General features: G+C 42.9%; 16 protein-coding genes and 1 pseudogene. 5 read left to right on the forward strand and 12 right to left on the reverse strand.

Annotation, left to right across the window (positions count from 1 at the left end; translation table 11 throughout):
• Window positions 1-43: 43 nt before the first annotated feature.
• From M1E03_RS17750 to M1E03_RS17760, 3 genes and pseudogenes are all read right to left on the reverse strand, one after another.
• Window positions 44-1,157 (reverse strand): annotated as a pseudogene (locus M1E03_RS17750) (MrcB family domain-containing protein).
• A 355-nt stretch (window positions 1,158-1,512) separates the two neighbouring features.
• Entirely contained in the window at window positions 1,513-3,459 is a 1,947-nt protein-coding gene (locus tag M1E03_RS17755) for a hypothetical protein (RefSeq protein WP_238548659.1), read from the reverse strand.
• Between the two features lie 302 nt (window positions 3,460-3,761).
• Window positions 3,762-4,943: a protein kinase domain-containing protein gene (locus tag M1E03_RS17760; protein WP_051303743.1), complete on the reverse strand. Its 1,182-nt coding sequence runs from the start codon at window positions 4,941-4,943 to the stop codon at window positions 3,762-3,764.
• Between the two features lie 458 nt (window positions 4,944-5,401).
• Between M1E03_RS17760 and M1E03_RS17765 the strand changes: the two genes are divergently transcribed.
• The gene (locus M1E03_RS17765; RefSeq protein WP_026578923.1) at window positions 5,402-5,653 is read left to right on the forward strand and encodes a hypothetical protein; all 252 of its coding nucleotides are present in this window, start codon (window positions 5,402-5,404) and stop codon (window positions 5,651-5,653) included.
• A 53-nt stretch (window positions 5,654-5,706) separates the two neighbouring features.
• On the opposite strand, the gene rlmD is transcribed toward M1E03_RS17765, so the two are convergent.
• On the reverse strand, window positions 5,707-7,089 hold the full coding sequence (gene rlmD / locus M1E03_RS17770) for a 23S rRNA (uracil(1939)-C(5))-methyltransferase RlmD (protein ID WP_458110542.1): 1,383 nt from the start codon (window positions 7,087-7,089) through the stop codon (window positions 5,707-5,709).
• Window positions 7,090-7,137: 48 nt separating this feature from the next.
• Entirely contained in the window at window positions 7,138-8,052 is a 915-nt protein-coding gene (locus tag M1E03_RS17775; RefSeq protein ID WP_023855610.1) for a diacylglycerol kinase, read from the reverse strand.
• A gap of 199 nt (window positions 8,053-8,251) precedes the next feature.
• Here M1E03_RS17775 and M1E03_RS17780 point away from each other — a divergent pair, with 199 nt between their 5' ends.
• Together M1E03_RS17780 and M1E03_RS17785 are read left to right on the forward strand one after the other, a co-directional pair.
• Window positions 8,252-9,205 carry a nucleoside hydrolase gene (locus M1E03_RS17780; RefSeq protein WP_145654457.1) on the forward strand — a complete coding sequence of 318 codons (954 nt, stop codon included), beginning with the start codon at window positions 8,252-8,254 and terminating at the stop codon, window positions 9,203-9,205.
• Window positions 9,206-9,218: 13 nt separating this feature from the next.
• Window positions 9,219-9,761: a GNAT family N-acetyltransferase gene (locus tag M1E03_RS17785; protein WP_130569466.1), complete on the forward strand. Its 543-nt coding sequence runs from the start codon at window positions 9,219-9,221 to the stop codon at window positions 9,759-9,761.
• A gap of 98 nt (window positions 9,762-9,859) precedes the next feature.
• On the opposite strand, the gene M1E03_RS17790 is transcribed toward M1E03_RS17785, so the two are convergent.
• Together M1E03_RS17790 and M1E03_RS17795 are read right to left on the reverse strand one after the other, a co-directional pair.
• A complete protein-coding gene (locus M1E03_RS17790; protein WP_039073296.1) occupies window positions 9,860-10,060 on the reverse strand; it encodes a hypothetical protein in 201 nt (66 codons plus the stop codon).
• Window positions 10,061-10,191: 131 nt separating this feature from the next.
• Window positions 10,192-13,350 (reverse strand): efflux RND transporter permease subunit, encoded by a 3,159-nt coding sequence (locus M1E03_RS17795; protein ID WP_023855607.1) that lies wholly within the window; start codon window positions 13,348-13,350, stop codon window positions 10,192-10,194.
• A 146-nt stretch (window positions 13,351-13,496) separates the two neighbouring features.
• Between M1E03_RS17795 and M1E03_RS17800 the strand changes: the two genes are divergently transcribed.
• Both M1E03_RS17800 and M1E03_RS17805 read left to right on the forward strand, forming a co-directional pair.
• On the forward strand, window positions 13,497-14,345 hold the full coding sequence (locus M1E03_RS17800; protein WP_020450471.1) for a TetR/AcrR family transcriptional regulator: 849 nt from the start codon (window positions 13,497-13,499) through the stop codon (window positions 14,343-14,345).
• 124 nt (window positions 14,346-14,469) lie between these two features.
• Window positions 14,470-15,552, forward strand: a complete 1,083-nt coding sequence (locus M1E03_RS17805) for a glycoside hydrolase family 26 protein (RefSeq protein WP_023855605.1) — start codon at window positions 14,470-14,472, stop codon at window positions 15,550-15,552.
• Between the two features lie 72 nt (window positions 15,553-15,624).
• Here the strand turns inward: M1E03_RS17805 and M1E03_RS17810 are convergent, their stop codons facing one another.
• The 5 genes from M1E03_RS17810 to gatC all read right to left on the reverse strand — a co-directional run bounded on the left by M1E03_RS17810 (window position 15,625) and on the right by gatC (window position 19,587).
• A complete protein-coding gene (locus M1E03_RS17810; protein WP_020450469.1) occupies window positions 15,625-15,906 on the reverse strand; it encodes a hypothetical protein in 282 nt (93 codons plus the stop codon).
• Entirely contained in the window at window positions 15,903-16,205 is a 303-nt protein-coding gene (locus M1E03_RS17815) for a DUF2089 family protein (protein ID WP_025810340.1), read from the reverse strand. Before M1E03_RS17815 ends, M1E03_RS17810 begins: the two co-directional genes overlap by 4 nt.
• Window positions 16,206-16,372: 167 nt before the next feature.
• Window positions 16,373-17,803, reverse strand: a complete 1,431-nt coding sequence (gene gatB, locus M1E03_RS17820) for an Asp-tRNA(Asn)/Glu-tRNA(Gln) amidotransferase subunit GatB (RefSeq protein WP_020450467.1) — start codon at window positions 17,801-17,803, stop codon at window positions 16,373-16,375.
• 13 nt (window positions 17,804-17,816) lie between these two features.
• On the reverse strand, window positions 17,817-19,274 hold the full coding sequence (gene gatA / locus M1E03_RS17825) for an Asp-tRNA(Asn)/Glu-tRNA(Gln) amidotransferase subunit GatA (RefSeq protein ID WP_458110543.1): 1,458 nt from the start codon (window positions 19,272-19,274) through the stop codon (window positions 17,817-17,819).
• Between the two features lie 22 nt (window positions 19,275-19,296).
• Window positions 19,297-19,587 (reverse strand): Asp-tRNA(Asn)/Glu-tRNA(Gln) amidotransferase subunit GatC, encoded by a 291-nt coding sequence (gene gatC, locus M1E03_RS17830; RefSeq protein WP_003179590.1) that lies wholly within the window; start codon window positions 19,585-19,587, stop codon window positions 19,297-19,299.
• Window positions 19,588-19,805 lie beyond the last annotated feature (218 nt).

Raw genomic sequence — 19,805 nt, forward strand, 5'->3', positions numbered from 1 at the left:
TCAAAAAGCCTTGGTACGCTTGACCAAAGCTTTTAATCTGAATCTAAATATTCGATATTTCATATATTCGTTTAAGTTCTGAAAAGGTAATTTCAATTCCTACCTTTTTCAAATAATCCTTCCGCTGATCATACAATTTTTTCAACAGTTTTTCCTTCTCCTCATCTTGACCATAATGAATAAGACGATGACAGTGTGGGCATAGGCTTACCAAGTTTGCCAGTTGATCTAAGTCATATTTGAACTCCTCTTGCTTGGCGATAGGGATAAGATGATGACACTCAACATAAGGCATGTTGGTAGATTTAGAGATAAAAGTTTTGTGGGAATGGTCAATTTCACAAGTATAGTTTGAAAGCATCATAGCTTTTGAGGCAAGACTTGCATTTCTTGTCCATTGCCTTTGACCACCTTGATTAATGATAGGTTGCGGGCGTTCTCTCTTTTGATTGATTTCATATCCGACATTCGAATTCTCGGATATGATGAAGGTTTGAGCCGCTATCTGATACTCCTCTTCGTTAACCCGGTCTTCTAAAAATTGGCCGTCTTCCTGCAACAGAATAAAGTCATTAAACTGTTCTATCGATCGTTTTCCGATAAGACCTTCTATTTCTTTGTATGTAACTAATAAAGCTTGTAAATCACTTATGATATCTTCTGAACTTGGAAAATTGCTTACATCATAAAAACGACCACATACATGTCCTAACTCATATCCCCTTGCAAGATCACCTTCACCCTTTAAATCGATATTTGAAAGGTTCATATTTTGAGGGATGGTATTTAGTTTTTCTCTAATAATAGAAGCTGTTTTTTGGATTTTGGCCCTAGCTATTTTTGTTCCATACTTTTCTTTAAAGTAGGTCCATCCTTGATTCAAACTAACGTAAACACCGCTTCCATCTGCACTAAATAAGTAAACAATATAGTAGCCTCTTGTCGCCGAAGTCGTTAAGTTCTTTATAAATTGAAACCCAAGGAATCTCAGCCCAACGGCCTTTTCCAACAGAACCTGCTACATGATATAAATTAGGGTCTAATTCAGCCACTTTAAAAAGAGTGTCCTTTATTTCATGACAAATAAGCTGTAACAAAGGGTGCCGCTTAAATTCCTCATTTTTTGCTTGTTGATATGTTGATAAAACGCGCTTCATTTGTTCACTAATCGTTAGTTGATTCGAGATTTTGTGTTCTATTTTAATACACCTCTTTATTCAGTAGGACTTTATGCAAGAAATGGAACCTTCATATAACATTATAAGCCTCTCCAACCCAGGAGAGGCTTATGTTTTTAGATTTTTATTTATCTTTTTTGACAAGCACATCCACACATTACAAATTGAATGAGTGCTGACTGTAGAAAAATCAATCGTGATGTTTAGTGTTCACCCACATATATCTAATAATGATTTTGAAATTCTTACTTTTTGATTTGACCACACAATAAACCAACTAAAATTTTATCAAGTCCAGTTGCTCGTGACGCTCTACTGCCATTAAGATCTGTCTTTAGACATTAGCTTTTTTTAGTAGACTTATTTCAGCAGATGTACAAATATCATCATTAATTTTGATTAGTGATACAATAAATAATCGTAAAAATATCATGTAATTTTGGTTATGTAGCTTTTCATCGTCACTACTTTTGGGCTGTGTATGACTGTATCTGTTTCTTAAATCTAATCCGTTGTTGAATTGTGATTTGTTAAGAGTGTAGTTAAAATAGTCTTGTTCAGGTCTTGAAAGTAGCGTGGATTCAAAGATAATAACCTTTTTATCCTTAAGTTTATTAATAATTTTTCTTCCCGACTCCGAGTATCTCCAATAACTGATTACTTCATTAAAATATAGATCTTTAAGAATCATAATAAGGAGGACGTCATTAAATATAATATTTCCTTTTTCATCGGTAGCCAAATATTTATGGTCCAAAAGCCAATTAAGTTTAGGGGTATCATAATCGGGATAGTCGGTTATTTTTATTTTTTCATTTCGTACCAATTCAAAAAAGGTATCATATGTTCTTTTTACTTTTTCGTTATACCCCAAACCACTTTGATCGGAAAAAAGCAAAAGAGTCGCAGTATTAAACTCTTCGCCTTGACCGTAGACATATTTTCTTTTTACTAATGATGGAATATTTTTATATATAAGATGTTCAGAGCGAATTTCAAGCAAATCAAAGTCAATTTGTCCCTCTTGAACAAAGAGTGAAAATTGTTTAAGCACCGATTCTAATGCAGGCATAATATTGGTACACTTTTCAAGAAAGGTAGAATTTGCTGAAGGCATAGTTACTTTGAAATTGTGAGCATTCAACTCGTTAGCAAGATATTCTTCAAAAAACCATTCAACCACTTCTTCTAATCTTATGCCTATACTAAATAACTGATGGTAATATCCTTCTATTTGAAGTAATGATAAGATATTCTTTTGCTCAAAAACAATTCCTTTCATGTAAGCATTTTGGGAAGAAATAAAAAGCCGCTCTAAAACACCCATTTCGTTATATTTGTTCACTAAAGTGCATCTCATTTGATTATCAACAAAGTTAAACAAATAAATAAAATTATTTAATAAAGTAGGGTAATCATTATTATCTTCAAGCCATTTTGTGCTATATGTTGCGGTTATTGATTGGCCTTCTATAGTTAAAGTAGCTTCTTCATTCTGAGATTTGGAGAAGTTAACTGTTGTTTCCATAACCATTCCTGAATTCTCTTTGAAAATTTGTTTTTCTTGAACTTCGACTTTTCTTTTTGCTCTCAACAAAGTTTTCGGAGATATTTCAAGTTTATCTTTATTGCTTTGTATATTGGCTATAAGACTTAAATAATTAATGTTGGAGTCTTCACTATCAATGTAATTGCTAATAATAGTTTCCTTGTCAAAGGTACTTAATTCTTTCGGAAAATAAATAGGATCTTTTTCCCGAAAATGTTTTAGTTCGTATTTATACAAAAGAATTTCGGCGGATGAGGTATGCTCAAGCATATATTCCCTAATAATGCCACCAAAGTGCTCTGTAATGTTTTTGTATTTGAGTAATTCATATAGCGACACTTCTGTACTATACAAAATCTCCTTAAATCTTTCCTCAGCAATGCTTTCATACACATTAAATTTCTCGATTAATTCCCAAAAATCACTTTTGTAAAAGATATCAACATCAACATAGAGTGTAATAAGGCTATCGTTGGTTATGGCTTTAAAAAATTTAGCTACAGTCCCCAGAAATGTTTTCACTATTTTCTCGTAATGATTTATATCATCCGCAGCCCAATTTGTTAGGAATATTTTCTTGTCGAAATACTTCTTAACATTATATAGCTCAATTATGTCGTTAATATCCTGTGCTTCTTTTCCTGCTTCGTGTTCTTTAATGAGACTTTCACACATTCTTAGATTACGGCCAAATGTAATATCGTTTAATGAATAAAACTTTACCCTTTCCAATTACTTCACTCCTTCCTTGACAATTTTCAATTCCTATTAGATTCAAGAATAACCTTAAACTTATACTATTATTATAGGTACTTATTTTTGTTTATTCAGTGGGCATACACCTATAGTTATCTTACACCAAAAAGAAAAGTCGCTTATAAAACTATTATGCCTGTTAATCCATCAGGTAATATACCAAGTTTTAGAATTATAATAGGGATTATGAAAGTACCAAATTATTTATTTTTAAATATCTCTTTAATAATCAGTTCCTTATGCCCGTCCCTTCGCTCTCTATTTGCTTTAACTTCTAATTAAAAGCTTCTTATCTTAAAAAAATTATTACGGAGTTCCTCAACGTCTTTATATCGTTCGTTGATATTATCAGAAATACCTTTCATAACAAAATTTTCGAACTCTTCACTATTAAATGAACCTAATGTTCTTCTTCCAGTCATTACGAAATAAATTAATCTTGTTAGTGCATATGTCTCGTGTATTGCCTCATATTTATCAAATCCAATGACTTCTAATTTAGGGTCATTTAAAGAACCTTTAAACTCAGTGTTCTTACTTGTCAAAGTACTATCAGGTATTTTTACCAAACCAAAGTCAGAAACTTTTATGATGTCTACTCCCTCAAATTTTTTTATTAGAATATTCTTTGTACTTATATCTCTATGTAAGACTCCTTTACTATTTATATAAATAAAGGCTTGAAGAATTTGTCTCACTAGACTAATTCTTTTGTTTACATTCAATTTTTCATCATTTTTTGAAATGAAATCTTCTAGTGTTTCATCAGCATATTCCATAGTATACTGATGATTGTCTTCATCAAAATTGTAAACTTCAATAATATAAGGAGAATTTAATTTTTTCATCTCCTCAAACTCTCTTCTAAACCTCTCTAACTCCTTTTCATTTAGGTTTTTTAGTGCTTTTTTAATAACAAAAAATCGGTCGTAGTATTCATCCTTATACTTATACACTCTCGCATAAGAACCTTTACCAATCACCTTTGTTTGATATAGTGTCATTGCTCCCTTTCTAGGAATTTTGACAGCTGTACGGATATAAAATATAGGTTCATTTTCGATAATATTTACTTTCTCAAATTCACTAGGAATAGAACTCCCATTACTTTCTCTCAAGAAGTCTCTGCATTCGGTTAGTCGTTGCTTGTAATCCTGAGTTAAATCAAAATCTAATTCAGACCCCTTTAAATTCGATTGAATAGTTCTGACTTCATCAATTAGATAAATTAGTTCTCTGCTCTCATAAGCATTATAGTGTCCATTTTGTAGTCTGCTGTTTAAATATCTAAGTAACCGATTAAATTCATAGTGAAAAAGTGATAATAACCTCTGTAAACTAACAGGAAACGCTTCATAAAAATCTATATATCTGTTTATATTTTCATCACCAAATCTTTCAATTAATTCTTTTAATTTATTTATTGAATATATTGAGTTTCCTTTTTCAGAAGATATCATTTTCTTACTCCCTTTCTGTAATATGTAAATTTATATTAACAAAATATCAGATTACTTTCGACTAAATTGGCTAAATTTATAGTGTCATGTCATTCTACTTATTGACAATCCATCAGTGCCCAAATCCGGTATCTCCTCAGAACAAAACTTTTCCAAAATTTTAGGAGCGTACAACTGGTTTAAAAATATCAATCTCAATAAAGACAGATACCAACATTTTATTTAGGTGAAAAACTATATGTTCGTTCCCTCCCTTGCCTATATAATTTATGTCATGTACGTCAAAAAAGAGAAGTTTTTATATATTGTATTGTTTTACGCCGTATTGTTACTATAATGATTGTGTCATGGGGATAATATATTACAATTAAGAGGTTTTAACAGGAAGATCATTAGCAAACCTTCTCGACATATCGGAACAAACGACTTATAAGCTGTTCGAGAGGGAATAATTCTGGATGGTGTTAATGCAGGGAAATCTGTGCATTTGTGGGGGCTATGCCAAGTTTACAACCGCTCATTATCACTCCCATATCATTGAGGAAAGTATTCTTTTACAGACTGTTAAAGATGACCTCAGAGGTCTAATTAAAGACAGTCTAAAACTTCAAAAGCTTTACGGTCTTGCAGAAAAGAAAGCTAGTTCTGTAAGTTCAAACTTTGAAAAGGAAATTAAGCAAACTGAAAGACAAGTTTTAAAGCGGAAATAAAAGGAAAGGTTAAAATACATTACAACCTTTCCTCTTAGCTAAGTACATTTAATTCACTGTACCTTCAAAACCAACTTCGCCACACACTCCACATGGCTAGTATGCGGAAACATATCAACAGGCTGCACTTCAAGCGTCTCATACCCGCCATCCTCAAGCACCCGCAAATCGCGCGCCAAGGTTCCCGGGTTGCAAGACACATAAACCACACGCTTCGGCTTCATCTCCAAAATCGTCCGCAGCAACGCCTCATCGCAGCCTTTGCGCGGCGGGTCAACCACTAGCGTGTCAGCCGTAATGCCTTCCTCATACCATTTCGGAATCACGGTCTCCGCTTCGCCAACTTCAAACTCAGCGTTCTCAATACCGTTCAACTCGGCATTCCGCTTCGCGTCCTCAATCGCTTCCGGTACAATTTCGACGCCGTATACTTTTTTCGCCTGCTTCGCCAGAAACAGCGAGATCGTGCCGATGCCGCAGTAGGCGTCAATGACTGTTTCTTCGCCGTTCAATTCGGCGTATTCAAGCGCTTTGTCATAGAGCACCTTTGTTTGCTCAGGGTTGACTTGGTAGAACGATCTGGCGGAGATGGCGAATTTGATCTCTCCGATTGTGTCGTAAATGTATTCTTCTCCCCAGATGACGGTTGTTTCGTCGCCGAAAATGACGTTTGTTTTTTTCGGGTTGATGTTTTGGACGATCGATTTGACGTGCGGGAATGCCGCGGTGATCTCCTCGACGATTTTCGCTTTGTGCGGGAAGTCGTTTGTTCTTGTGATGAAGACGACCATCATTTCGCCTGTGACGGCGCCGTATCTGACCATGATGTGTCTGAGCCAGCCTTTGTGGCGTTCTTCGTTGTACGCCTTGATGCCGTATTTGCCGCAGATTTCTTTAATCGCTTGAACGACGCGGTCGTTTTCCGACTGCTGGATCAGGCATTCGTTCATGTCGATGATTTCATGGCTGCGCTGCTGGTAGAAGCCTGCGATCAGACCGCCTTCTCTTTCGCCGACAGGGACCTGCGCTTTGTTTCGGTAGTTCCACGGGTCTTCCATGCCGAGGGTCGGGTGGACGGTGATCCGGCTTAAATCGAGCTTGCCGATTCGCTCAAGCACGTCTTTGACTTGCTTCTGCTTGTAGAGAAGCTGGCCTTCGTAGTTGATGTGCTGAAGCTGGCAGCCGCCGCACTGCTTGTAGATCGGGCACGGCGCGTCTGTACGAAAGCGGCTTTCTTCTTTCAAGTCGATAAGGCGGCCGAAGGCGAAGCCTTTTTTGACCCGGGTCACTTTGATCTGAGCCTTTTCTTCAGGGAGTGCGTTCGGCACGAAAATCGGGAAGCCGTCGACTTTGGCGACGCCGGCTCCTTCGTGTGTTAAATCTTCAAATACGACATTGTAATATTCATTTTTTTGAACGGGGGCTTTTTGTTTCATCTTTTTCACCTGCTATAAGAAAAACTTGGCCAGCTCTTTAGACCAAGTTCAATCATCCAATTTTCTCGCTTTTTCTTTTGACATGACGACATCGATATGGCGGTAGAGGTTTTCGAATTCGCCTGGCAGTTCGCCGCCGTATTCGCCGTCAAGGTTGAGGAGCATTTTGTCTTTGACCGTCACTTTGACGCGGTTTGCTTTCGTGTAGATGATATGCTCGTCATTGATATGTTCGCCGCGGAGGGCAAGTCCGACAAGTCTGATGAATTCGGCGAGGTTTGCCCGTTTTAAAATAACGAGGTCAAACATGCCGTCATTCAAGCTTGAGTCTGGAGCGAGCTTCTCAAAGCCGCCGACGGAGTTCGTCAGCATGACGAGAAACAGCATCACTTCTCCTTCAAACAGCTTGCCGTCGTATTCGATTTCGACCTCGGTCGGCCTTAGCGAAGGAAGGAGCATTTCCATTCCTTTTAAATAATAGGCAAGATGGCCGAGCATCGTCTTCAATTTGCTTGGTACGTCATATGTCAGTTCGGTGAGGCGTCCGCCGCCGGCAATATTGATGAAATATTGGCCGTTGACGCGGCCGATGTCAATCGGACGGGCTTCTCCCTCTAGTATTGTGTTTACCGCCTTTAAAATATCCTCGCGCGGAATGCCGAGCGCTCTCGCAAAGTCATTCGTCGTTCCGACCGGAATGACTCCGAGCTTGGGACGGTGTTCCAACGGCGCCAGTCCGTTGATGACTTCATTTAATGTGCCGTCTCCTCCGGCCGCAACAATCAAGTCAAATTCCCGCTCAGCGGCGTTTCTGGCGGCCTGTACGGCATCCCCTTCCCCTGTTGTCGCATGGCAAGACGTTTCATAGCCTGCCTGCTCGAATTTCTGCAGAACTTGGGCAAGGTTTTTTTTGAAAATTTCGCGTCCGGAAGTCGGATTGTATATGATTCGTGCACGTTTCATGTTTTCATCATCCTATTAGAGTATCCGTATCATTTCTTTACCAACAACCTTTAATTATACTAGTTGTTGAAAAAATCGCAACAAAATGGGTTTTATTATTTGTTTAATTTTAGATAAAATGCCCTAATTCATGGTAAAAAAGACTTCAGGATCTAATTGATGTAAAATAATTAATATTAAGAAAAAAGGAGCTGTTGCTGTGAAAAAGCCCGTTTATTTTAACCATGACGGAGGCGTCGATGATCTCGTCTCTTTATTTCTGCTATTGCAGATGGAAGATGTCAAATTGATCGGAGCATCCGTCATACCGGCGGATTGCTATTTGGAGCCGGCTCTCAGTGCCAGCCGAAAAATCATTGACCGCTTCGGTTCGTACCAGGTCGAGACTGCGGCATCCGATTCGAGAGGGGTGCATCCGTTCCCGAAGGAGTGGCGCATGCACGCTTTTTATGTCGACGCCCTGCCGCTTTTAAATGAAAAAGGCGAAGTCCGGACCCCTGTGTCAGACCTGCCCGCTCACCTCCATCTCATTGAATGCGTCAAACAGAGCCCGGAACCGGTGACGCTGCTGTTCACCGGCCCGCTGACAGACTTGGCGAGGGCGCTTGAGGAAGAACCGGCGATCATCAAGCACATTGCCAAACTTGTCTGGATGGGCGGTACCTTCCTTGAGAAAGGAAATGTGGAAGAGCCTGAGCACGACGGGACGGCGGAATGGAACGCCTTTTGGGACCCTTACAGCGTCAAGACGGTGTTTGAACGCGATATTCAGATCGAAATGGTCGCGCTTGAAAGCACGAACCAGGTGCCATTGACAAACGATATCCGCTCCCATTGGGCAAGCCTCAGAAAGCATGTCGGGATCGATTTTATCGGCCAGTGCTATGCGATGTGTCCGCCGCTTGTCCATAACGAGACGAATTCGACATACTACCTTTGGGATGTGCTGACGACGCTGACACTCGGCACAGTCGATATGACACGCTCGCGCAGCGTCAAGGCGGTTGTCCATACGGAAAGCCCGCGCCAAGGAACGACAGAAGAGCATCCTCACGGCAGAATGGTCGAAGTCGTCGATCAAGTCGACAGGGATCAATTTTTTGCGTATTTTGAAGAGTTGATGAAAAAAGCCGACCACATTCCATCTTTATAAAAGGAGACTTTCCATGATCAAAAAAGGGACAAACATTTATATCAGGCCGCTCACGGCTGAAGACGCCGAGGCTTGCCTTGACTTGCAGAACGCAAACCGCCCGTTTTTTGAACAGTTTTCAATGGAGCGGAACGAAGAGTTTTATACAATCGAAGGACAACAGAAGAGGCTTCAAAGGTTATATGAAAATATGCAGAACGATGTAGATTATTATTTTGGCATCTTTGATCCTGCAAACGATACGCTGATCGGAACGATCAACCTTTTCCAGGTACTGCGCGGCTCCTTGCAAAGCGCCTTCATCGGCTATTTTTTGGATCAGAAACACAACGGCAAAGGCTACACGACAGAAGCCGTCAAGCTGATGGTCGAGTTCGCCTTTCAAGATCTCAAGCTCCATCGCATCGAAGCCGGCGTCATGCCCCGTAATCTTGCCTCGATCCGGGTGCTGGAGAAGGCGGGCTTTCACAAAGAAGGCATCGCCCGGAAAAACGTTAAGATCAACGGAAAATGGGAAGACCATCAGCTGCTGGCGGTAATCAATCCGCATGATTAACCGCTTCTTTGCGGGGCTGGAGAACGAAATCAGCAGCATTAAAAAAGCTTGTCGATGAAGATCATTTCAACCTTTATCGACAAGCTCATAACATGCTTTCATCTGCTTTTTGTCTCTTTCATGATGCTGAAAATGACTAAGGCGATAACACCTGCACATACAATATAAAATAAAACATCAGTCACAGGATTTCTTATATTTTTCAAGAGAAAAATGACTCCGATCAACACGATCGGTATGATCCAGGTGAGCCGCTTTACGGCATTGGGGCTTGGTTCGTTGTTTCCTTTCGATTCCATTCACTGCCTCCTCTGTTGCCTTTTTTAAACAAAGCATAACACAGGATATATTTGTTAAACACCGACGATCGTCTCATCAAAGAAAAAACCCCTTGGAAAGGAGCATTCCAAGGGGTTCATGTTTTATCGACTTACTCTTCTTTCATACCCGGTTTTTTCCGGCGGAATTTCGCCAGCACTTCGTATACGATCGGTACGATCAGAAGGGTAAGGAGCGTCGAACTGATCAAACCGCCGATAACGGTGACGCCGAGTCCTTTTGAAATGACCTGGCTGCCGCCTTCAAATCCGAGCGCCAATGGAATCAGGGCGCCGATTGTGGCGATGGCCGTCATCAGGATCGGACGGAGCCTTGTAGAGCCGGCTTCAAGGAGCGCTTCTCTCGTTGAGAGCCCTTCCGCTTCCTTATGGATGACGCGGTCGATTAAGACAATCGCGTTTGTGACGACGATTCCGATCAGCATCAGCATTCCGATCATTGCGTTCAGGCTGATCGTTTCTCCTGATACGTATAGTCCCACCAAGGCGCCGATAATCGTAAACGGCAGCGAGAACAGGATCGCAAATGGCGCCAGTGCTCCGCCGAATGTAATCACAAGCACAAGGTAGACGATCGCGACCGCCGCAAGCATCGCGAGTCCGAGTTTTGTAAAGGAATCTTCGATATCAGCGGATACGCCGCCTGTATCGATTGTGACGTTGTCAGGCAGCTCGATCTTGTCGATGTTTTTCTGTACGTCGACTGATACGGCTGTGACGTTGTCCGATGTAACTTCCGCCGTGACATCGGCATAGATTTTGCCGTCGCGTTTTGAAATCGTGTCAGATGTCGTGCCTTCTTTCACTTTCGCGACATCGCCGATTTTTACTTCCTGGCCGGTCGGAGTTGTGATTTTCTTGTTTTCTAAATCTTTGACGCTTTTATATGTTTCTTCTTCTGTTTTAATCGTGACATCAAGATCTTTTCCGTCTTTTTTCACGGTTGTAAGCGGCGCCTGCGATGTTTCTTTCATGAGCGCCTGAGAAATCTGTGATGCCGTTAACCCGAGTTTGCTTAATTTCTCCTGGTCAGCGACAAAAGTAAATTCGTCATATGTGCTGGACAGGCCTGAGTTTACGTTCTTCAGGTCTTTTTGGTCTTTCATAATCTTTTCGATCTCTTTTACAGTGCCTTTAATCTCTTTTTCTGAATCTCCGTACACATAATACGTTAACTGATTGTTATTGCCTGAAGAGCTGAAATCCTGGGTTTTCCATTCTCCGCGTTTGGATTGCTTCTGAATGTCTTTTAGGACGTTGTCTTTTTCTTTATCAAAATCAGGTGTGTCTTCCTCATATTTGATATAGAACAACGCGCCGTTTGAGCTTCCGCCCATCAACGGATTTCCCGCTCCTAACGTATATTGAACCGTATCGACGTGTTTGCGGTCCAATAGGACTTTTTCAGCTTTTTGCGCTTCTTTTTCCGCTTCTTTTTTCGTTTCTCCCGGTTCAGGAGTGTATGTGATTTGCACCATTTTATCTTTTGTAGCAGGCAAGTAGCTCGCTCCGATTAGCGGCACGAGGAACAAGCTTCCGACCAGCATCAGAACCGCGATGATCGAAGTGATCCATTTATGGCTGAGCGACCAATTCAACACTTTTTTGTAGAAGTTGGCCAGTACCCCAGGCTTGTGTTCTTTCGCCTTCACCGGCGCACCTGTCAACGACTTTTTGAAGAGGGTGTGCGCAAGCATCGGCACGAGCGTGATCGCGATCAGCAGGGATGCGGCAAGCGCGAATACAATCGTTAAGGCAAACGGCAGGAACAATTCGCCGATTTGACCGCCGACGAGTGCGAGCGGCAGGAATACCGCGATCGTCACGATCGTTGATGACATGATCGGCATGAACATTTCCTTCGTCGCTTCGCGTACGAGCGCTTTTCCGCGCAGCGGCTCATCTTTCAGCCTCATGCGGCGGTAAATGTTTTCAATGACGACGATCGAGTCGTCGACAACCCGTCCGATGGCGACCGTCATGGCGCCGAGCGTCATGATATTGAGCGTGATATCAAGCTGGTTCAAGACAAGCAGTGCGATTAACAATGACAATGGAATCGAAATGACCGAGATTAATGTTGATTTAATATCCCTTAGGAATAAGAGAATGATCACAACCGCAAAGATCGCTCCGAAAATCGCTTTGCTCAGCATCGTCTCGACCGACTCGGTGATCGGTTCGGCTTGATCGTATGTCGAGCTGTATTTGAAGCCTTTGTGGTCTTTTTTGAATTGTTCGAGTTCAGCTTTTACGTTGTCGGCTACCTCGACGGTATTGGCGTCGTTTGCTTTAATGACGCTGATGCCGATGCTGTCTTTACCATTGGTTCGTGAAATGGATTCGGCTTTTTTGACATCTTTAATCGTTGCGATGTCAGACAGCTTAACCGTCGGGATTCCCGCGCTTTGCTGAGCTTGTCCGGCGCTCTGTGCTCCGGCTTGAGCCTGCGCGCCCTGGGCCGCTTGCGCACTTTGCGCTCCGGCTTGCGCGCTTGCGCCTCCGGCAGACGCCGCTGGAATTCTCATATTTTTCAAGTCTTTAATTGTTTCGATATCGCCGCTGACGACGACCGATTTTTCTTCTTTCCCGAATGTGTACAACCCAAGCGGAGTCGTCACATCAGATCCTTGAATCACTTGCTTGACTGTATCCTCGTCAAGCCCATATTGCTTCAATTTGTCTTTTTTAAATGAAAATTCGACTTCTTCAACCTGCTGTCCGGAAAGCTGAACGGAAGCTACGCCTTCAAGGCCTTCAAGCTTCGTCAGGAGGCTGTCTTCCACTTTTTTCGTCAAGCTTTGAAGATCGTCTTTATCACTGGACACGCTGAGCGCGAGGATCGGGAAGGAATTCATGCTGTAGCGCGAAATGCTCGGCTCTTTCGCATTGTCCGGCAGATCGAGATTCGCCAATGCTTCAGCGGCTTCCGTCTTCGCTTTGTCCATATCCTTTTCATAATCGTATTCAATCATCACCGATGATGCGTTTTCATACGAAGTGGACGTCACAACGCTGACGCCGTCCAGGTTTTGCACGGCTTGTTCAACAGGCTTTGTGACTTCATCAGCTACCTGGCTCGGAGTGGCTCCGGGGTATGTCGTGCTGACGGTCAAATAAGGCATGTTCACATCAGGAATCGATTCCTGCTTCATATTTAAACCCGCATAAATGCCGGCAACCGTAACAATAATCGTCATCAGCCACACAGCGAACTTGTTCTTTAGTACAAAATTAATGATAGAATTCATTACGACCTCCATTGTGTATATCATTTTCAGAATACAGATTGACTGACTGGTCATTCTATACAATAATAAACTTCAAAAGTAAACAGCGTCAACTTATATATGTTAAAATTTATTCAATTTTAAAGAAGTGTTAAAGGGGTACATTCATGACAGAAAAAGAAGAAAAAATCATTAAAGCAGGCCTGCACCTGTTCGCGAAAAACGGGTTTGCTTCCACAACGATTCAGGACATCGCCAATGAATGCAACATCTCAAAAGGAGCTTTCTACCTGCATTTCAAGTCGAAAGAAGCGCTTTTGCTTGCAATCATTAAGTATTATATCGATCGAACGATGGAAAATATGAAGATCATTCAGCAAAAGAATTTTCCTCCGAAGGAAACGTTCAAGGAGCAGATTGCTTATCAATTCAGTGAGAGCAAGGAGCACCGCGACTTTATTCTCGTGATGATCAGCGAACATAGCATCCCTGAAAACAGCAAGATCGAAGAATATTTTAAAAATGTCAGCCAAAAATTCCACGAGACGTATAAAAACGCGCTGTCAGCAGCCTATGGGGACATTGTGAAGCCCTATCTGTCAGACTTGTCCGTGATCGTTCAAGGCATCGTGCAGTCTTATCAAAATTTGTTTATCTTTAATGAACTGGATATCGATTTTTACGAACTTGCGGATTTTATTATGAGAAGAATCGATGACATGATTGATGGCATGGTTCAAAACGGGGAGCAGCCGATCCTGGCCGGACGGACGTACAGCTATTACCGGAACGCCGGCAGTACGGCCGATAAACATACGATTTTGCGGGAGCTTGAAGATGCCAAACGTCAGCCGGCGCTGCCGGAAGACATTCTCATTACACTGGATGTGATCGAGGAAGAGCTGAGAAAAGATTCGCCCCGCGTCCCCGTGCTCCAGGGCATGCTGACAAATTTGGAGCATCAGGACAATGTCCAGCATCTCTATGGAATGATCACCCGTTTCCTTCATTCATAAAACAGCCTGATGGCTGTTTTTTTATTTCCCTACAATACGACGATCTGACCATGAATATTTTGGAAACAGCATGTATAATAAGATCGCTTAAGACAATCTAGATTTTTAGGGGGGTTTTACCTTAGTGAAAAAAAGCATCGTTTGCTCTATCTTCGCGCTGCTCCTTGCTTTTGCCGTTTCGCAGCCGAGCTACGCACACACCGTTTCTCCGGTGAACCCGAATGCCCAGCCGACGACGAAAGCGGTGATGAACTGGCTTGCCCACCTGCCCAATCGGACGGAAAACCGAGTGATGTCCGGGGCATTCGGAGGATACAGCCTCGACACATTTTCGCTGACTGAAGCCGACCGGATCAAACAGGCAACAGGACAGCTGCCAGCCATATACGGCTGCGATTATGCAAGGGGATGGCTGGAGCCGGAGGAGATCGCCGATACGATTGACTACAGCTGCAACAGCGATTTGATCGCATACTGGAAAAGCGGAGGCATACCGCAAATCAGCCTGCACCTCGCAAACCCCGCGTTTACTTCGGGTCATTATAAAACTCAGATTTCAAACAGCCAGTATGAGAGAATTTTAGATTCTTCCACACCCGAAGGAAAACGGCTTGAGACGATGCTGAGCAAAATCGCCGATGGCCTTCAGGAGCTTGAAAATGAAGGTGTGCCCGTTCTGTTCAGACCCCTTCACGAAATGAACGGCGAATGGTTCTGGTGGGGGCTGACGCAATATAATCAAAAAGACAGCGCGAGAATCTCCTTGTACAAACGGCTCTATGTGAAAATCTATGACTATATGACAAAGACAAGAGGTTTGGATCATCTGTTGTGGGTGTATGCACCTGACGCCAACAGAGACTTTAAAACAGACTTTTATCCGGGCGCATCATATGTTGATATTGTCGGGCTTGACGCTTATTTTGATGACCCGCACGCCATTGATGGCTACGATCAGCTCACATCTCTGAACAAGCCGTTTGCCTTTACAGAGGTCGGGCCACAGACGACAAACGGCGGGCTGGATTACGCGCGGTTTATCCATGCAATCAAAGAGAAATACCCGAATACGACGTACTTCCTGGCGTGGAACGATGGGTGGAGCCCTGCTGTGAATAAGGGAGCGGGCGCCCTCTATCTTCATCCATGGACGCTGAATAAAGGAGACATCTGGGACGGCGGTTCTTTGACGCCTGTTGTGGAATAACGAAAAAACCTTGGAGAATTATTCTCCAAGGTTTTTTAAGCAGCTTGTTCTGTCCTTTTGAGGCTGGTCCTGTTATTTAATATCCATGGCTTTCATAACTCTCATTTCTCTTTCCTGCTTTTTTTTCAAAGCTTCTCTGCCTTTAATCCATTCCCCCAGCAATAAAGCCAGTCCGCCAATAAGAGGAAGATAAAATGATGCGAAAGATTTTCCTTCATGAATGGATAATGCAACGAGAAAAATGATATAAGCTGTTGGCAGTATAGCTCCCCAAAAAGTACGATTTCTGGTCGATAAAAAATATTGAATTCCCAGTATTGCAAATCCGATCAGTAGTATATATATAGTATTCATTTATGAACACCCCGCTCTTTTTTATATTTCTCAATGATTAACTTTGCATTTTCCAGACTTATCTGATCATCGATAGCTAACTGTTTAATAAAATGAACAAAAGTCTCATTTTCCAATTCATCAATGAGTTGAATTTTTTGTATTAATCGATCCAACCTAACCCTAACTGTTGGATAGGATACTTGATAACTCTTTGCAATTTCTTTTAACGAACCAGATTTCAGCATAAAATTTTTAATAAATTCTACATCCTCTTCTTCTAAAGCCAATATCCATTCGGGTACATCTTTTCTTTCCATAGACAGCCCCTCTTATCAATAAATTCAAAAACAAAACTTAAATTAATGATAATATATATCTAAATAAAGTTCAAATAAATTTTAATTTTATTTATTTACATCTTTACACAAATAAAAAAAGGTCCCCAATATGAGGACCTCCATTTAAGTAGCATAAGTCTGTTTTTTTATCGTTTATTAATCTCTTCAAGAAGAAGCTTGTTGACCATCGGCGGGTTCGCTTGTCCTTTTGAGGCTTTCATGATTTGGCCGACAAGGAAGCCGATCGCACGGTCTTTTCCGTTTTTAAAGTCTTCGATCGATTGCGGATTGTTGTCGAGCGCTTCTGTGACAAGCTTTCTGAGCGTCGCTTCGTCAGAAATTTGCACAAGGCCTTTTTCTTTGACGATTTTTTCTGCGTCTCCGCCTTTTTCGATCAATTCTTTGAAGACTTTTTTCGCGATTTTCGATGAAATCGTGCCTTTTTCGATCAGCTTGACCAATCCGGCAAGGCCTTCAGGCGTGAGCGCAACATCCGCAAGCTCTTGTTGCTGAGCGTTCAAGTAAGCCGACACTTCACCCATCAGCCAGTTCGACGCCAGCTTCGCGTCTGCGCCTTTTTCGACAGCTGCTTCGAAGAAGTCGGACATTTCTTTTGTCAAAGTGAGCACTTTCGCGTCATAGGCAGGCAGGCCAAGCTCTTCGATGTAGCGCTTGCGGCGCTCGTCCGGAAGCTCAGGAATGCTGTCTTTCACGCGCTGTTTCCACTCATCGTCAATGTAAAGCTCGACAAGATCAGGCTCAGGGAAGTAGCGGTAGTCGTCAGATCCCTCTTTGACCCTCATCAAAATCGTCGTTTTGGACGCTTCATCATAGCGGCGCGTCTCCTGCTGAATGACACCGCCTGACAAAAGAACTTGCGCCTGGCGTTTTTCTTCGTGCTCAAGGCCTTTTTGAACAAAGGCGAATGAGTTCAGGTTTTTCAGCTCTGTCTTTGTGCCGAACTCCTCTTGTCCGATCGGACGGAGCGAGATGTTGGCGTCGCAGCGGAGCGAGCCCTCTTCCATCTTACAATCGGAAACGCCTGTATACTGAATGATTGATTTCAGTTTTTCAAGGTAGGCGTAAGCTTCTTCAGGCGTTCTGATATCGGGCTCGGAGACGATTTCAACGAGCGGTGTTCCCTGGCGGTTATAGTCGACAAGGGAGTAGCCGTCGCCTGTATGCGTCAGTTTTCCCGCATCCTCTTCCAAATGAAGGCGGGTGATGCCGATGCGCTTCGTTTTTCCGCCGACTTCGATTTCGATCCAGCCGTTTTCGCCGATCGGTTTATCAAATTGAGAAATTTGATAAGCTTTCGGGTTGTCGGGGTAGAAATAGTTTTTCCGGTCGAATTTCGTTTCTGTCGCAATTTCACAGTTGAGCGCCATCGCGGCTTTCATCGCGAAATTAACGGCTTCTTTGTTCAACACAGGCAGTACACCCGGATAGCCTAAGTCGATAACGCTTGTCTGCGTGTTGGCCGCCGCGCCGAATGGCGTTGGAGAACTGGAGAAAATTTTCGATTTTGTTTTGAGCTCCACGTGGACTTCAAGTCCGATTACCGTTTCAAAGTTCATGTTTTTTCACCCCTTACAGTTCAGGTTTTGCTTTATGGTGGTCTGTCGCCTGTTCGAATGCATGGGCGACGCGGTATACTGTGCTTTCGTCAAAGTGTTTGCCGATGATTTGCAGGCCGAGCGGCAAGCCGTTCGCCAAGCCGCACGGTACGCTGATTCCCGGTACGCCCGCAAGGTTGACAGGAATCGTCAGAATGTCATTGGCGTACATGGTCAGCGGATCGCTCGTTTTTTCGCCGATTTTAAATGCCGGCGTCGGCGTTGTTGGTCCGATGATAACGTCATAGTTTGCAAATACGTCTTCAAAGTCCTTTTTGATCAGCGTTCTGACTTTTTGCGCTTTTTTATAGTACGCATCATAGTAGCCTGAGCTGAGCGCGAACGTGCCGAGCATGATGCGGCGTTTCACTTCGTTTCCGAATCCTTCGGAACGCGTTTGTTTGTACAGGTCGATCAGGTTGTCGGCATTGTCCGTGCGGTAGCCGTAGCGGATGCCGTCGAAGCGCGCCAGGTTTGCCGACGCTTCAGATGAAGAAAGCAGGTAGTAAGTCGCCAGCGCGTATTTGCTGTGTGGAAGCGATACTTCTTCCCATGTCGCGCCAAGGCTTTCGAGCACTTTCAGCGCTTCAAGCACGGAATTTCTCGCTTCTTCTCCCACTCCTTCGCCGAGGTATTCTTTCGGCACGGCGATTTTAAGTCCTTTAATGTCGCCTGTTAACGCTGACAGATAGTCGGGCACGTCCACATTGGCGCTCGTCGAATCCATTTTGTCGACGCCTGAAATCGCCTGAAGAAGGTAGGCGTTGTCTTCGACAGATCTTGTGATCGGGCCGATTTGATCCAATGAAGAAGCAAATGCGACAAGGCCGTATCTGGAAACGCGTCCATATGTAGGCTTTAAGCCGACGACGCCGCAGAAAGATGCCGGCTGGCGAATCGATCCGCCCGTGTCAGATCCAAGTGAAAACGGCACTTCCCCGGCCGCAACCGCAGCCGCAGAGCCTCCGCTTGATCCACCCGGAACAGTTTCGAGATTCCACGGGTTTTTTGTCTTTTTAAAGCCTGAGTTTTCTGTGGAAGAGCCCATCGCGAATTCATCCATGTTCAGCTTTCCGATGGTGACCGCTTCAGCTTCGTGAAGACGCTCAACAACGGTTGCATCATAGATCGGGTCAAAGTTCTCGAGAATTTTGCTTGCGCACGTTGTCCGCAGATCCTTTGTTACGATATTGTCCTTAATACCGATCGGCATCCCGAAAAGAAGGCCGTGCTCATCACGGGTATCAAGCGCGTCGTCCAATTCTTTGGCGTATGCGCGGGCTTTTTCTTCATCAAGCTGCAAAAAGGCTTGTACCTTTCCGTCAACTTCGTGAATCCGTTTGTAAGATTCATCGACTAAATCTGATATGCTGATCTCTTTATTATGTATGAGACGTTTTAATTCAGATATTTTATGGTCAAACAGTGACATGTTTTCTCGCTCCCTCCTTTATTCAGTCCAAGATTGACGGCACGCGGATGTAGCCGTCTTTATGATCAGGCGCGTTTTTGACAACGTCCTCAACCGGAAGTCCTTTATCAGGGACATCTTCCCTCATGATATTCTTCATTTGCAATACGTGCGTTGTTGGTTTAACATTCTCTGTATCGACTTCGTTCAGCTCTTCTGCAAATGAAATAATGCTGTCAAGCTGTTCGGTAAACATCGCCGCTTCTTCGTCCGTAATCGCCAGTCTGGCAAGATGGGCGACATGCTTTACTTCTTCTATAGAAATACGCGACATACTAAAAACACCTCCAAGGTTATTCTCGCTTAGTCATAATACTGATCATATCAAATTTTAGCCTTCTAAATCAACAAAACCACGATCTTCGCCCCATTAGGCGGCTTTTATTTTATCGCACATGAAAAATTCAGTAAAATAGCCCGTACTAATATTCAGAATATTTTTACTTTATATAATATTTGTAAGCGTTTTCATTATGATGCTTATCAGAACCA

Source organism: Bacillus sp. PK6-013 (assembly GCF_054161445.1).